The sequence below is a fragment of the Streptobacillus felis genome (genome assembly GCF_001559775.1).
Lineage (GTDB): Bacteria > Fusobacteriota > Fusobacteriia > Fusobacteriales > Leptotrichiaceae > Streptobacillus > Streptobacillus felis.
Map to the genome: position 1 here is coordinate 44050 of NZ_LOHX01000073.1, position 15367 is coordinate 59416.

Here is a 15367-nt window from a genome sequence, read left to right on the forward strand (position 1 = left end):
ATGTTCAGAAATTTTATTACAGAACATAATTTAATAGAAAAAAATGATAAAATACTAATTGCATTTTCTGGAGGTCCTGATTCAGTTTATTTATTAGAAAGATTACTTGAAATAAAAAATGAATATAATCTTGAAATATTTTTAGGTTATGTAAATCATAATTTTAGAGATGATGTATATAAAGATATTACTCTTGTTAAAAATATTGCTGATAAATATAATTTAGGATATAAAATACTTGATATACATTTAGAAAGATTTTCTGAGGAAAAAGCAAGGGAATATAGATATAAAGTTTTAAATGATTTAATGATAGAAATAGGTTATGATAAAATAGCTACAGGACACAATAAAAGTGATAATGCTGAAACTATTATTTTTAATATAATCAGGGGTTGTGGACTAGATGGTTTAAAAGGAATTAGTGTTAAAAGAGATAATATTATTAGGCCTATATTATATATTAAAAAATCAGATATTTTAAAACAAGTATTTAATGATTATATTGTAGATAGTACAAATTTAGAAAATGATTACAGTAGAAATAAAATTAGAAATTTAGTTTTTCCAATACTAAATGAAATTAATAATAAATCAATTGATAATATTACTAAATTATATAAAAATATAACTAATAATTATGATGAAAATTATAACTATATTATTAATAAATTAAAAGAATTTGATATTGAATTGAATAGTAATAAAATAGAACAAATATATAAAATATTAAATAAAGAAGAAAGTAAAATAATAAATTTAGGTAATGGATATTATTGGTATAAATCGTATGATGTAAATAAAATTATTACCAAAAATGAATTAGATGATAAATGTATTAATGATACTTTAACCATTGATAATGAAGTAATTTATAATGGATATGTTATAGGGTATACAAGTGGTGTTAGACTTGAAAAAATATCAAATAAAATGTATAATATACTTAGTTTAGATACTTTTAATGAAGATTCTATTTTTGATATTAGAACTAGAAATGATGGAGATAGAATAGGTAATAAAAAATTGAAAAAATTATTTATAGATAATAAAATTGATAAACTTGAAAGAGATAGAATGCCTATAATAAGTTATAATGATGAAATAGTTATGGTAGGTGATTTATTTAAAGTTAAAAATAAAAGTTCTATAAATAAATATTATTTATATATTAGGAGAAATGATGGAAGATAAAAATATTAAAGATGATGAACTAATTGATGATGAAAATCAAAATCAAGAAGAACATCAAGAAAAAGAGAAAGATAAAAAGGAAGAAATTCCTAAAAAACCCAAAAAGAAGGTATATATTTCTGATGATGAAAATGCAGAAGAAATAAAAAGAAGAATAGATAGTTTAAAAAATAAAAATAATAATGTAGTTTTTAGAATTAAGCCATCAATATTTTTCTTTATAATATTGGTCATGATTTCATTACTTTATTACTTATATGGGAATAAAGCTACTCTTTTTGAAGAAAAACGTGAAGTTAGTTATACTCAATTTGTAAATAAAGTTAAACAAGGTGAAATTACTGAAATTAGAGAAGGAGATGAAACTTTAACTGGTATAAAAAAAGTTGCAGGAAAAGTTGAAGTTTTTGAAACAAATAAATTAACTAATAGATTAGGACAAGATACTAATTTAATGGATGTAGTTAGAGATAAAAATGTAAATGTTATAGTTTTAGGGACTCCTATTTCAACAGTTTTAACTCGTGCATTGTTTAGTTTTGCCCCTATACTTATGCTTTTATTTTTAATGTATTTTATTAATAAAAGGATGATGGGTGGTTCCGGAGGTGGAATGGGTAATCCATTTAATATAGGTAAAGGTAAAGGTAAATTAAGTGAAAGACCTAATGTTAAATTTTCAGATGTTGCTGGTTTAACAGAAGAAAAAGAAGAGTTAAGAGAAATAGTTGAATTTCTTAAAAATCCTTCAAGATTTGAAAAAGCAGGAGCAAGAGTTCCTAAAGGCGTTTTACTTTTAGGTGAGCCAGGTACTGGTAAAACTTTACTTGCAAAAGCTGTTGCAGGTGAATCAGAAGCAGCATTTTTCCCTATCTCAGGTTCTGAATTTATAGAACTTTATGTGGGGGTAGGTGCATCTCGTGTTAGAGAATTATTTAAAGATGCTAAGAAAGAATCTCCTGCTATAATATTTATAGACGAAATAGATGCTGTTGGACGTAAGAGAGGACAGAATAAAAATGGTGGTGGAGGTAATGAAGAAAGAGAACAAACACTTAACCAATTGTTAGTTGAAATGGATGGATTTGAAACTGATCAAAGAATTATAGTTATGGCTGCAACTAATAGAGCTGATGTATTAGATCCGGCTTTATTAAGAGGTGGTAGATTTGATAGAAGAATTGAAGTTTCAAGACCTGATGTTAAAGGTAGAATAGAAATATTAAAAGTTCATAGTAGAAATAAAAAGTTATCAAATGATGTAAAATTAGAAGATATTGCAAAAATTACACCAGGATTTGTAGGAGCTGATTTAGAAAATCTATTAAATGAAGCTGCTATATTAGCTGCTAGAAAAAATAATGAAGTTATTACAATGGAAGATTTAGATGAAGCAGTGGATAAAGTAGGTATGGGTCTTGGACAAAAAAGTAAAATTATTTCTAAGAGAGATAAGGAAATGTTAGCATATCATGAAGGTGGACATGCTCTTGTTGCTTCATTAATTCCTTTTGCAAGTAAGGTTCATAAAGTTACTATAATACCTCGTGGTGATGCAGGTGGATATATGATGCCTTTACCAGAAGAAACTTTAGGTAAAACAAGAGAACAAATTTTAGCAGAAATTAAGGTATTATTTGCTGGAAGAGCCGCAGAAGAATTGATGATGGATGATATTGCAACTGGAGCATATTCTGATATTAAAAGGGCTACAGAACTTGCTAAACTATTGATTAGTAGTGTAGGTATGAGTGAATTAGGACCTATTAATTATGAGCATTCTGATAATGGATTTATGCTTTCATCAGATATGAGTAATGAAACAGCCAGAGAAATTGATTTAGAAGTAAGAAAATTACTTAAGGAAAAATATTCTGAAACTTTAAATCTTTTAAGAGATAATAAAGATAAATTAGAAAATATAGCTAAACTACTTAAAGAAAAAGAAACAGTAACTGGTTCTGAAATAAGAGCTATAGTATCTGGTTTATCTGTAGACGAAGTATTAAACTTAAATGATGAAGATTTAGAAAAATATTATTAAATATATGATATAACACCTTGACAAAATCCAAAAAATTTTGTAGAATAGAGTGTATTAATACGAAATTACATGTAATGACATAATTACAATTAAATTATGTAGAAAGGAGCTCAAAATGGCAGTACCTAAGAAAAGAACGTCAAAAGCGAAAAGAAATATGAGAAGAGCACATGATTCAATAAATGCTCCGCAATTCGTTGTTGAAGCAAATGGTAGTGTAAGAAGACCTCACAGATTAAATCTTGAAACAGGTGAATATAGAGGAAGAAAAGTACTAAAAGCATCAGCAGAAGAAATAGTTGAATAGATAAAATACATCTTTTAGATGTATTTTTTTTTAAGGAGGTAAATGGTATGTATTTATTACATTTTTTTAGGAATTTGTTTCATAAAAAAAATACGGGTATATTAATATTTTTCTTTATTAATATAATGTTTATATATTTTTTATTTAGTTTAGCTGGAACAAGTTCTTTTAATTTTATATATGCAATTTTATTATATCTTTTTTCTTTATATATAGCATTATCGCCTATTGGTGAAAGAATAATAAGATGGCAACTTGGTTGTAAGCAAATTACTGATCCTGTTGTTAAAAATAGGTTGGATAGAATATTTTATGAGGTATATAATAAAGCTAATATATCTAATCCAGAATTAGCAGATGATATAGAGATATTTATGACTAATGATATGTATATGAATGCTTTTGCTACTGGTCGTAAAACAATTTGTGTTACAAGAGGTTTATATGAAAATCTAAATGATGAACAAATAGAAGCAGTTTTAGCACATGAGTTTTCTCATATATTACATAAAGATACAGATTTATTGTTGATAATAATGGTAAGTAATATGATAATGAACTTTATTTTAATAATTGCTAGAAGTTTTGCTCATATATTTGCTGTAAATATGTCAAAAGAAAAAGGATATTCATATGCACGTTCTAGAATAATGATAGATTTACTAATTTCAGGTGTATTTCAAATTTGGACTAAATTAGGAGTAATGTTAGTTTTATCATCAAGTAGAAATCAAGAGTTTGTAGCAGATGGATATGCTAAAAAATTAGGCTATGGTGAAACACTTGCAAATGTATTATATATCTTAAATCAAGGTAATGTAGGGAAACATAGTTTGGCTCAAACTTTAATGTCATCACACCCTAGTGCAGGAGAAAGAATAGAAAAATTAAGAGAAGTATAATTTAGGTGATTTTAATCACCTTTTTTTATTGTATTTACAAATATTTATACAACCTTTAATTATTCACAAAAAGTCTAAAATATGATATAATTTATAAGAATAGATTTTTATAAGGGGTAATAAAATGAACAAAAAATATGAAGTATTAGAATATCATAAAATACTAAATAATTTAATAGATAAATCAAAATTAGAAATTACAAAAGAAAAATTTATTGACTTAAAAATATATACAGAAAAAAGCGAATTGGATAAAGAATTTTCAATATTACAAGATTTATTAGATTTTTATAAATATGATGGTGGATTTGACTTAGAACAATTATCAAATATAAGAAGATTTTTAAAACCTATTTCTATTTTTGGTAATTATCTTGAATCAGAGGATTTAGATGAACTAAGAAAAAACTTGATAGTTTATAGAGTATCTAAATCTAGAGCTAAAAATGTAAGAGATAAATATAAACAAATATGGAATATATTTAAAGATGTTAATGATTTAAAAGATTTAGAAAACTTCATAGATGAGGTTGTAGATGATAATGGTAATATTAAAGATAATGCAAGTTTAACTTTGGTTGATATTAGAAAGCAAAAAACTATTATATTTAATAATATTAAAGAGAAATTTGATGCTTTAATTAATAATAAGGATACACAAAGAGCTATTCAAGATAAGATTATTACTAAAAGAAATGAAAGATATGTAATTGCAATTAAAACAGATTTTAAAGGATTGGTAAGGGGTATAGAACATGATAGATCATCAACGGGTTCTACTTCATTTATTGAACCTTTAAACGTTGTTTCTTTAAATAATAAACTAAGAGAATATGAAGCAAGGGAAAAAGAAGAAATTAGAAAAATATTACTAAGAATAACTGAAATATTAAGAGGTAAATTAGAAGATTTAGAATTAGTTCAAGATATATTAGAAAGAATAGATTTCTTAAATGCTAAAGTTGAATATGCTATAGATACAAAATCTAATATACCTAAAATAATAAATAATACTAAAATACATTTAGTGGATGCAAGACACCCTTTTATATCTAAAGATAAGGTTGTACCTTTAAGTTTTGATTTAGATGAACATGATAAAATAATGTTGATTACAGGTCCTAATACTGGAGGAAAAACAGTTTCATTAAAAGTAGCAGGTTTATTTACTTTAATGGCACTTTCAGGACTTGCAATACCAGCAAGTGAAAAATCAATAATTGGTATGTTTGATAATGTACTTTCTGATATTGGTGATGAACAAAGTATAGAGCAGAGTCTTTCATCTTTTTCATCTCATGTTAGATCTATATCAGAAATTTTAAATCAAGCTACCTCTAAATCGTTAATTCTATTAGATGAGCTAGGTTCTGGTACAGATCCAAGTGAAGGTTCTGCTTTTGCAATGGCAATTATTGATCATATTTTAGAAAGAAAAATAAAATCTTTAATTACAACACACTATAGTCAAGTAAAAGCACATGCATATACTCATGAAGGAATTAAATCGGCTTCTATGGAATTTAATGCAGAAACTCTATCTCCTACTTATAGGTTACTTGTAGGTATACCTGGGGAATCAAATGCTTTAATTATTGCTTCTAAATATGGAATAAGTAAAGATATTATTGATAATGCAAAATCATATATTAGTGAAGATAATAGAGAAGTTGAAAAAATGTTATCTTCTATAAAAGAAAAAAATGATACATTAGAAGCAATGAACTTGGAGGTTAACAAACTTAAGGAAGAATTAGCTAATGAAAAAGCTAATTATGAATACAAGATAGCTGAATTTGAAAAAGAAAAGAATAATGTATTAAAAGAAGCTTATGATAAAGCAGAAAACTATATTAAAGATATGCAAAATAAAGCAAAAGCTCTAGTAGATAAGATTAATTCTGATAATGTAAAAAAAGAAGAAGCTAAAATTTTACAAAAGAATATGAATATGATAAAGCAATATATTGAAGATAGTAAAAAAGAAAATGTAGTTGTAAAAAAATATACTAAGTCAGATATTAATTTTGAAGTTAATGAAGAAGTATTAGTAAAAACTTTAAATCAAGTTGGTAAGGTTATGAGAGTAATACCAGAAAAAAATTCATTACAAGTTCAAGCAGGTATATTAAAAATAATGGTTTCTGTTGATGATGTAGCTAAAATACCAAAGAAAAAAAATACACGTCAAACTAATGTTGTTAATGCAAAAGTAACATTAGTTAAAGGTGAAATAGATGTTAGAGGTAAAAATGCTGAAGAATCTATAGAGGAAATAGAAACATACTTTAATAGAGCAATTTTAAATGGATTTACAACTGTAGCAATTATTCATGGTAAAGGTACCATGGTACTTAGAAAAAAAATCCATGAATATTTAAAAAAATCAGTTTATGTTAAAGAATTTAAGGATGGTCATCCAAGTGAGGGTGGGTTAGGAATAACTATTGTAACTTTAAAATAGAGGAGTAATAATGAAAATATATAATAGTTTAAATAATAAATTAGAAGAGTTTATACCAATAGAAAAAAATAAAGTTGGAATATATGTTTGTGGGCCAACTGTTTATAACTTTATACATTTTGGAAATTCTCGTCCTGTAATAGTATTTGATACTTTAGCAAGACATTTTATTAATAAAGGGTATGAAGTAAATTTTGTTCAAAATTTTACAGATATTGATGATAAAATTATTAAAAGAAGTATAGAAGAAAATTTATCCTTTGAAGAAGTTTCTGAAAAATACATAAAAGAATTTATGAATGATATTCAAAAATTAAATATATTAAACATTGTTAAAAGACCAAGGGTTAGTGAATATATTCCTCAAATAATAAAAATGATAGAAAATTTAATAGATAATGGTTATGCTTATGTTTCTGGTGGAGATGTATTATTTAGAGTAAATAATTATTCAGATTACGGGAAATTATCTAATCAAAAAATAGAAGATTTAAGTGTTGCTGTTAGAATAGATAAGAATGAAAAAAAAGAAAACCCCTTAGATTTTGTACTTTGGAAAGAGAAGAAGGACAACGAACCATTTTGGGATTCTCCTTTTTCAAAAGGAAGACCGGGATGGCATATAGAATGTTCAGCGATGAGCAAAGAATTTTTAGGTGATAATTTTGATATACATGCTGGGGGTATAGATTTATTATTTCCTCATCATGAAAATGAAAGAGCACAAAGTATTTGTTCTTGTAATGAAAAATCAACATTTGCTAGATATTGGATGCATAATGGATTTTTAGAGATTAACGGAGAAAAAATGAGTAAATCTTTAGGTAACTTTATTACTCTAAAAGATGTATTAAAAAATTATTCTGGAGATATAGTTAGATTTTTTATGTTATCTACTCATTATAGAAAACCTATTAATTATTCTATAGAAAATTTAGAAATTTCAAAAAAGACTTTGCAGTCAATTATTGAGAATATTTCTAGATACAAAAAAATAGACATAATTAATTCAAAAAATGATGATGATATAAAAGATTATATAAGAGAATTTGAAAATAATTTTAATTCAGCATTAGATGATGATTTAAATACCCCACTTGCTATTTCACAAATACACGATTTAATTAGAAAAGTAAATAAAAAATTAAGTGAAAATAGTTTTAAAGAATTAGAATATGTAATTAATATTTTGGAAAAATATATAAAAAATGTGTTAGGAATAGAGATGGAAATAGAAAAAAATGATGAGATAACTGAAAAATTAATAGAATTATTAAATAGTATAAGAGATGAAGCAAGATTTAATAAAAATTATGCATTATCTGATAAAATACGTGATGAATTACTAAAATTAGGTATAAAAACATCTGATAGAAAGGTAAAATAAATGTTTAAAAAGAATTTTATAAAAAGAATTATTAGATCACTGAGAATAAATAAAAGTATATCAATAGATTTAGGTACAGCCAATATTTTAATTTATGATAAACAAGAAGATAAAATAGTATTAAATGAACCTTCAGTATTAGCTAGAGATAAAAAAACTGGGAAAGTAATAGCTGTAGGGAAAGATGCTAGAGAAATGCTTGGTAAAACACCAGATAGTATTGAAGCTATTAAACCTTTAAAAGATGGAGTTATAGCTGATTTAGATGCTACTAGAGAAATGTTATCACATTTTATGTATAAAATTTATGGTAGCTCTATTTTTAAACCAGAAGTAATGATTTGTGTACCTTTAGAAGTTACACCTGTTGAAAGGAAAGCACTATTTGATTCAGTAAGTGGGGCAAAAAAAATATATATAATTGAAGAAGGTAGAGCTGCAATTATTGGTTCAGGTATTGATATTTCTAAACCTGCAGGGAATATGGTTATAGATATAGGTGGAGGATCTACTGACGTTGCTATATTATCTTTAGATGAAGTAATTGCTTCTAAATCAATAAGAATAGCTGGAAATAAATTTGATGAAGATATAGTTAGATATGTTAGAAATAAATATAATTTATTAATAGGTGATAGAACTGCTGAATTAATAAAAAAAGAATTAGGTACAGCTTTATATGAAGAAAAACCAAGAGTAATGACTATTAAAGGTAGACAATTAGAAATACAAACACCAGTATCATTAGAAATTAACTCTAATGAAGTATATGAAGCTATTAAGTCATCTCTTTATTCTATTATAAATGCTACGAAAGAGGTTTTAGAAAAATCACCACCTGAATTAGCAGCAGATATACTGGATAATGGAATAGTAATGACAGGTGGAGGATCTATGATTAAAGATTTTACTACTTTAGTTGAAAAAGAAGTTAAAGTAAAAGTATATTTATCAGAACATCCACTTGATTCTGTAGTACTTGGCGGAGGAAGAGCTTTTGATAATAAAAATTTATTAAAAACATTACAAATGAGAGAGAATTAATATGAATGTATTTGAAAATGAAATATTAAATTTAAAAAAAAGCGCTACTTTTTTACTTTATGCAGATAATAGAATTTCTTTATTAGATAAGGCAAAAGAATTTGCTAATTTATTAATAGTTGAAAACAGTAATGATATATTAAATCATCCAGATGTATCATATTATTCTGATATAAAAATAAGTGATGTAAGAGATATTATTATTAGTTCTGTTGAAAGTCCATATATTTCTAATAAAAAAATATATATTATAAATTCAATAGAAAATTCTAAAAAAGAGCCTTTAAATGCACTACTAAAAGTAATTGAAGAGCCTCCTAAAAATGTATATTTTATTCTTTTGACAAGAAGACTTGAAATACTTGAAACTATAAAGTCAAGATCTATTATTTTAAATTTAAATTTATCTATAAATACTGATATAGTTAAAAATAATTTGTCTGTTTTTGATTTTTATGAAAATAATTTAGATTATTTAAACCTATATTTAGATAATGTTGATAAAATTGATATTAATATATATGAAATAGAAGAAATAGATGAAATTTTTAGTTCAATTAAAAATATATTTGATGATAAAAATATATATTCTATAACTGCATATCAATGTGCAATTAGATATTTAATAGAAAATATTAAATTTATGAAAAAATTAGATGTGTTGATGGTTAAAGAAAGACTTATGTCAATACTTTTAGTAAACAATGATAACAAGAAGACTAGAGAAAGAATAAAAATGTTTATGAATACATGTATTAACAAATATTCTAAGTTAAAAAACGCAAGATATCTTGACAAACTTATTGAATATAAACTAGCTATTGATAACAATGTTAATATAAAATTATTAATGTTTTTATTCATACATACTTTATCAAAAATTTAAAGAAAATGGTGACAAAAATGTCTATAGGAATATTTGACTCGGGTATGGGTGGAATAACTGTATTAAATGAAATAAGGAAAAAATATCCAGAAATTGATATACATTTTTATGCAGATACAGCTAGACTACCTTATGGAGAAAAGACTAAAGAAGAAATACTAAGATATTCGGAAGAAATAGTAGAATTTTTATTAAAGAAAAATGTTGAATTGATTGTTATTGCATGTAACACTGCAACTTCATTAGCATTAGATGAAATAAAAAATAAAATTGATACAAACATTATAGGTGTAATAGAAGCGGGAGTAAATGGTGTAATAAATTTAAAAAGTAAAAATGTTGGATTAATTGCAACCACAGCTACTGTAAAATCTAATAAATATGAAAAAGTGTTAAAAAATATTGATGAAAATATTTCTTTATATACACAACCTTGCCCCTTATTTGTTACAACGATAGAAAGTGGTGAAATAAAAGGGGAAAATATTGATAAATTAATAAATCAGTATGTGAATAATATAAGTAAAAATATAGATACTTTAATATTAGGATGCACACATTATTCTATAATAAAATCTTCAATAAAAAATATCTATAATAATTTAAATATTGTGGATCCTTCTGTTGAGATTATAAATATAATAGAAAAAAGAAATTTAATAAAAAATAAACATGAAAATTCGAGTACTAATTATTATGTTTCTGGAGAAAAGCAACAATTTAAAAATAATCTTAAAAAAATATTTTCAATAGAGACCGATAATATTTTTGAGATAAAAGGAGAATAAAATGTATGAATATTTTGAAGGGGTAATAACAATTAAAAACTTAAATTATGTTGTTATAGATATAAATGGAGTAGGATATAAAATATATACTTCAATAAAAACTTATGATAAATTAAATTCGATAGGTAAAAAAGATAAACTTTTTATACATACTATAGTTAAAGAAGATGATATATCTTTTTTTGGATTTAAAGATGAACTTGAAAGAAGCATATTTCTAGAATGTATTGCAATAAATGGAATAGGTGCCAAAAAAGCAATAGCAATTTTATCAAATTTTGAATTTGAAGAACTAGCAGCTATAGCTTCTTCAAAAAACTTTAAGGAATTAGCTAAAGTTCCTGGTATAGGAATGAAAAAAGCTGAGAAAATTATGGTGGATTTATCTGATAAATTAGAAGGTTTAAGAATATCTAAAACTGCAACAAGTCAAGAAATGCTTGAAATGTACAATAAAAAAGAGAATTTAAAATTAGCTCTAGAATCTTTAGGATATGAGAAAGTAAATGTAAGTAATTTAATTGAAGATAGCATGATAAAAGAATTAAATATGCAAGAATTAATAAAACTTGCATTATTGAATATTAATAAAAAGAAAAAGTAGGTGAAATTATGAATTTATCATGGATATTGATAATAATTGGAGCTATGATGTGGGGTATAGATGGAGTATTATTAACACCACGTTATTTTCAATATGGGATATATAATGTGCTATTAATAGTATTTATTGCACATTTATTGCCTTTTATCTATATGTTGATTACAAATAGAAAATATACACAAGATATAAAAAAAATTAAACCATTAGATATATTTTATTTTATATTAATAGCTTTATTTGGAGGAACTATAGGTACATTATCTATAGTAAAGGCATTACAATTAAGTGAATTTAATCCATATAGTTTAGTAATATTAATCCAAAAATCTCAACCAATTTTTGCGATATTATCAGCTTATATATTGTTAAAAGAAAAGATAACTAAAAAATTTAAAATAATATTTGTGATTTCATTATTATCATTATATTTTTTAACTTTTGGACTGAATAGTCCATTGAACATAGAGCTGAAATCTATATATCCAGCTTTATATTCGTTAATTGCTGCAATATCTTTTGGATTATCTACTACTTTTAGTAGGAAGGTTGCTGTTAAATTTAACGCAAATTTATCTACTTTTATTAGATTTATGTTTACATCAATAATTACTTTAATATTATTGTTAAAAAACTTTACACAAACTAAAACTGATATCATATATATTGCACAAAATAAGCAAATATTAATACTTGCATTGATAATATCAGTGTGGGGTATGATAGCTGCAAAGTTATACTATAAAGGACTACAAAAAACTAAGGCAATTTATTCAACTATTTGTGAATTAGCCTTTCCATTAACATCAGTATTTATTGATATGTTTCTATTAGGAAATTATTTAGATCCAATAAGAATTACAGCTGGTTTAGTTTTATTAATTAGTATTGTTTATTTAAATACAAGCAATCAATAAGGAGTATAAAAATGGAATATATTAAAATAAGAGGAGCTAGAGAACATAATCTTAAAAATATTGATATAGATATACCAAAGAATAAGTTTGTTGTAATTACAGGAGTTAGTGGAAGCGGAAAATCTTCACTTGCTTTTGAAACAATATATTCTGAGGGACAAAGAAGATATGTTGAGAGCTTGTCTGTTTATGCAAGACAATTTATAGGTCAAATGAAAAAACCAGAGTTAGATAGTATAGAAGGATTATCACCAGCTATTTCTATAGAACAAAAATCAGTATCAAAAAATCCTAGATCTACAGTAGGTACTATGACTGAAATTTATGACTATATGAGATTATTATGGGGTCATATAGGTAATGCTCATTGCCCAATATGTAATACTTTGGTAAAGAAACAAAGTATAGAAGAAATTACAAATGAAGTTTTTTCAAGATGTAGTGAAAAAGATAAATTAATGTTTCTTTCACCTTTAGTTGTTGACAAAAAAGGAAGTTTTAAAAACCTATTTATTAATCTATCTAGACAAGGATATTTAAGAGCAAGAGTTGATGGAGTTATTTATGAATTAGATGATACTATAGAACTTGATAAAAATAAAAGACATAGTATAGAATTAATAACAGATAGAATAGTTTTTAAAGAAGAAAATATTTCAAGAATAAATGAAGCAATTGTAAATGCAACTAAATTATCTGAGGGAAATTTAATTGTTAATATTAATGGTGTAGATCATAAATACAGTGAGAATTTTGTTTGTAGTAATCATCCGGAAATTTCTTTCCCTGAGATTAATCCTAGACTTTTTTCATTTAATGCACCTTATGGAGCATGTGAAGAATGTAATGGACTAGGTTCATCTCTTGAAGTTAATATGGATGCAATATTAATAAATGATGAATTATCGATAAACGAAGGTGCATTATCTATAGTTGGAGGAAGTTCTCCAACTTCATGGACATGGAAACTTTTTATGGCTTTTTTAGAAGGACATAATATAGACCCAAATATTCCTTTTAAAAATCTTAAAGATTACGAAAAAAATTTAATTTTTTATGGTAGTGATAAAGAATATCATTTTGCTATACATACAAAAGAATATAATTATGATGGTTTTAGAACATTTGAAGGGTTAATTAATCTTGTAAAAAGAAGACATAAAGAATCTATGAGTGAATCAAATAGAGAAGAGATACAAAATAGATATATGATAGAAACTAAATGTTCTAAATGTGCAGGTAAAAGATTAAATGACACTGTACTTTCAATTACTATTAATGATAAAAGTATTATTGATGTAACTAATATGAGTATTGTAAATTCATTAGAATTTTTTGAAAATTTAAAATTAACCGATAAAGAAAAACAAATTGCTGAGGAAATTTTAAAAGAGATAAAGAATAGACTTTCATTTTTAATTAATGTTGGACTTGATTATTTATCATTAGATAGGATGACTAAAACACTTTCTGGAGGAGAATCACAACGTATAAGACTTGCAACACAAATTGGGTCAAGGCTTACTGGAGTAATATATGTTTTAGATGAACCAAGTATAGGATTACATCAAAGAGATAATGATAAATTACTGAAAACTTTAAAAGATTTAAAAAATATAGGTAATACATTAATAGTTGTTGAACATGATGAAGATACTATGATAGAATCTGATTTTTTAATAGATATTGGACCTGGTGCAGGAAAGTTCGGAGGAGAAATTATTGCAAGTGGTACACCTGCTGATATAATAAATGATGGTAAAACATTAACAGCTAAATATCTTAATAAAGAAATTCAGATTAATAAGACACAAAAAATTAGAAAATCTAATGAATATTTAAAAATTAATAACTGTACTGGAAATAATCTAAAAAATGTAAATTTAAAAATACCATTAGGAATATTTACTGTTGTTACAGGTGTAAGTGGTAGTGGTAAATCTAGTTTAATAAATCAAACGCTTTACCCAATATTACACAATAGACTTAATGAAAAAACTTTATTTCCATTATCACATGGTAAAGTAGAGGGTATAGATAATGTAAAAAAAGTTATAAACATTGATCAAAGTCCTATAGGTAGAACTCCTAGGTCAAATACTGCTACATATACTAAAATATTTGATGATATTAGAGGATTGTTTTCAGAAACTAACGATGCTAAAATAAGAGGATTTGATAAAGGTAGATTTTCTTTCAATGTAAAAGGTGGTAGATGTGAAACTTGTTCTGGAGCAGGTATAAATAAAATAGAAATGAACTTCTTACCAGATGTTTATGTTGAATGTGAAATGTGTAAAGGTAAAAGATATAACAAAGAAACTTTAGAAGTTAAATACAAAGGTAAAAATATTTCTGAAGTATTAGATATGAGTGTTATAGATGCTTTTGAATTTTTTGAAGCAATTCCTTCACTTAAAAGAAAATTACAAACTTTAATAGATGTTGGAATGGACTATATTTCACTTGGACAACCAGCTACAACACTTTCTGGAGGAGAAGCACAGAGAATAAAGCTTGCATCAGAATTATCTAAAGTTGCAAAAGAAGGTACTATGTATATACTAGATGAACCAACAACTGGTTTACATTTTGAGGATGTAAGAAAACTATTGATAGTTTTAGATAGATTGGTTTCAAAGGGAAATAGTGTTGTTGTAATAGAGCATAATTTAGATGTTATTAAATGTGCTGATTATATTATAGATATAGGTCTTGAAGGTGGAGATAAAGGTGGATATATAGTTGTTGAAGGCACACCGGATAAAATAATGAAACATAAAGATTCATATACAGGTAAATTTTTAAAAAAACATATAAATAAATAGGAGGA

Annotated in this window: 12 protein-coding genes; all 12 read left to right on the forward strand. The window is 25.1% G+C overall.

What is annotated here, in order from left to right; genetic code table 11:
- The 12 genes from tilS to uvrA all read left to right on the forward strand — a co-directional run bounded on the left by tilS (window position 1) and on the right by uvrA (window position 15362).
- Entirely contained in the window at window positions 1-1194 is a 1194-nt protein-coding gene (gene tilS, locus AYC60_RS01040) for a tRNA lysidine(34) synthetase TilS (protein ID WP_067320204.1), read from the forward strand.
- Window positions 1184-3238, forward strand: a complete 2055-nt coding sequence (ftsH, locus tag AYC60_RS01045) for an ATP-dependent zinc metalloprotease FtsH (protein WP_067320207.1) — start codon at window positions 1184-1186, stop codon at window positions 3236-3238. Before tilS ends, ftsH begins: the two co-directional genes overlap by 11 nt.
- 115 nt (window positions 3239-3353) lie before the next feature.
- Window positions 3354-3545, forward strand: coding sequence for a 50S ribosomal protein L32 (gene rpmF, locus AYC60_RS01050; protein WP_067320210.1), 192 nt, complete (start codon window positions 3354-3356; stop codon window positions 3543-3545).
- A gap of 47 nt (window positions 3546-3592) precedes the next feature.
- Window positions 3593-4447, forward strand: coding sequence for a M48 family metalloprotease (locus tag AYC60_RS01055; RefSeq protein WP_067320213.1), 855 nt, complete (start codon window positions 3593-3595; stop codon window positions 4445-4447).
- 124 nt (window positions 4448-4571) lie between these two features.
- Window positions 4572-6911, forward strand: a complete 2340-nt coding sequence (locus tag AYC60_RS01060; RefSeq protein WP_067320216.1) for an endonuclease MutS2 — start codon at window positions 4572-4574, stop codon at window positions 6909-6911.
- Window positions 6912-6918: 7 nt separating this feature from the next.
- Window positions 6919-8298, forward strand: coding sequence for a cysteine--tRNA ligase (cysS, locus tag AYC60_RS01065; protein WP_197416918.1), 1380 nt, complete (start codon window positions 6919-6921; stop codon window positions 8296-8298).
- Window positions 8299-9342, forward strand: a complete 1044-nt coding sequence (gene mreB / locus AYC60_RS01070; protein ID WP_067320221.1) for a rod shape-determining protein — start codon at window positions 8299-8301, stop codon at window positions 9340-9342. It abuts the gene before it with no gap.
- A 1-nt stretch (window position 9343) separates the two neighbouring features.
- The gene (locus AYC60_RS01075) at window positions 9344-10228 is read left to right on the forward strand and encodes a hypothetical protein (RefSeq protein WP_067320223.1); all 885 of its coding nucleotides are present in this window, start codon (window positions 9344-9346) and stop codon (window positions 10226-10228) included.
- A 17-nt stretch (window positions 10229-10245) separates the two neighbouring features.
- Window positions 10246-11016 carry a glutamate racemase gene (murI, locus tag AYC60_RS01080; RefSeq protein ID WP_082762529.1) on the forward strand — a complete coding sequence of 257 codons (771 nt, stop codon included), beginning with the start codon at window positions 10246-10248 and terminating at the stop codon, window positions 11014-11016.
- Between the two features lies 1 nt (window position 11017).
- On the forward strand, window positions 11018-11620 hold the full coding sequence (ruvA, locus tag AYC60_RS01085; protein ID WP_067320224.1) for a Holliday junction branch migration protein RuvA: 603 nt from the start codon (window positions 11018-11020) through the stop codon (window positions 11618-11620).
- A gap of 8 nt (window positions 11621-11628) precedes the next feature.
- Window positions 11629-12534 carry a DMT family transporter gene (locus AYC60_RS01090; RefSeq protein ID WP_067320227.1) on the forward strand — a complete coding sequence of 302 codons (906 nt, stop codon included), beginning with the start codon at window positions 11629-11631 and terminating at the stop codon, window positions 12532-12534.
- An 11-nt stretch (window positions 12535-12545) separates the two neighbouring features.
- Window positions 12546-15362: an excinuclease ABC subunit UvrA gene (gene uvrA, locus AYC60_RS01095; RefSeq protein WP_067320230.1), complete on the forward strand. Its 2817-nt coding sequence runs from the start codon at window positions 12546-12548 to the stop codon at window positions 15360-15362.
- Window positions 15363-15367: the final 5 nt, after the last annotated feature.

Bases quoted from the DNA above. Each gene is read 5' to 3' on its own strand.
- tilS (WP_067320204.1), top strand. From the start codon at position 1: ATGTTCAGAAATTTTATTACAGAACATAATTTAATAGAAAAAAATGAT.
- ftsH (WP_067320207.1), top strand. From the start codon at position 1,184: ATGGAAGATAAAAATATTAAAGATGATGAACTAATTGATGATGAAAAT.
- rpmF (WP_067320210.1), top strand. From the start codon at position 3,354: ATGGCAGTACCTAAGAAAAGAACGTCAAAAGCGAAAAGAAATATGAGA.
- AYC60_RS01055 (WP_067320213.1), top strand. From the start codon at position 3,593: ATGTATTTATTACATTTTTTTAGGAATTTGTTTCATAAAAAAAATACG.
- AYC60_RS01060 (WP_067320216.1), top strand. From the start codon at position 4,572: ATGAACAAAAAATATGAAGTATTAGAATATCATAAAATACTAAATAAT.
- mreB (WP_067320221.1), top strand. From the start codon at position 8,299: ATGTTTAAAAAGAATTTTATAAAAAGAATTATTAGATCACTGAGAATA.
- AYC60_RS01075 (WP_067320223.1), top strand. From the start codon at position 9,344: ATGAATGTATTTGAAAATGAAATATTAAATTTAAAAAAAAGCGCTACT.
- murI (WP_082762529.1), top strand. From the start codon at position 10,246: ATGTCTATAGGAATATTTGACTCGGGTATGGGTGGAATAACTGTATTA.
- ruvA (WP_067320224.1), top strand. From the start codon at position 11,018: ATGTATGAATATTTTGAAGGGGTAATAACAATTAAAAACTTAAATTAT.
- AYC60_RS01090 (WP_067320227.1), top strand. From the start codon at position 11,629: ATGAATTTATCATGGATATTGATAATAATTGGAGCTATGATGTGGGGT.
- uvrA (WP_067320230.1), top strand. From the start codon at position 12,546: ATGGAATATATTAAAATAAGAGGAGCTAGAGAACATAATCTTAAAAAT.